Origin of the sequence: Parendozoicomonas verongulae, from assembly GCF_009711465.1 — a bacterium.
GTDB lineage: Bacteria > Pseudomonadota > Gammaproteobacteria > Pseudomonadales > Endozoicomonadaceae > Sansalvadorimonas > Sansalvadorimonas verongulae.
The window spans coordinates 1-477 of record NZ_SMME01000284.1 but is presented as its reverse complement, the minus strand read 5'-3'; the positions used below and the strand labels follow the sequence as shown (position 1 = coordinate 477).

The 477-nt window shown below is 47.0% G+C and carries 1 protein-coding gene; it reads right to left on the bottom strand.

The window, feature by feature from the left end:
* Positions 1-477 (bottom strand): hypothetical protein (locus tag E1189_RS22235; RefSeq protein WP_196220844.1); only part of this gene is annotated, 477 nt, incomplete at both ends.

Below are 477 nucleotides of genomic sequence, written 5' to 3'. Positions count from 1 at the left end.
CGCAGAAAAAAACACGGGCTCCAGCATTTCCAGAATCTGTTTCAGCTTTTTATCCTTTTCAACATAAGCCGATAAACGTGCAAAATCGTATAACTGCTGCCAGCTGAGTTCTCCAAACAGGTTCTGGTCAACCAGGTCATTCGCTACGGCACCGGTCAGGCTGTATAGAAGCCATGGAAAAACAATAGCCGGTTTTATGCCACGCTCAATCAATATATCCAGTGGTGATTGTCCGGCCAGATTGGTAACCGTCAGCATATCCGGCTTAATGGTTTCTGAGTTATGGGTGAAGATGGCTTCTATCTCATCCGGTGAATGATACCGGACAATTCTGTGCAGACTATTCTCACCCTGTTTATCAGCCACCATGCTTTCATCGGTAATGATGATCGTCGGTTTTGGCGCTCTACTTTCTGAAGGCAGCTCCGGTTCAGGCTGATCCAACTCTTCTTCAAATGGCGCTGAAGGCTCTGGATC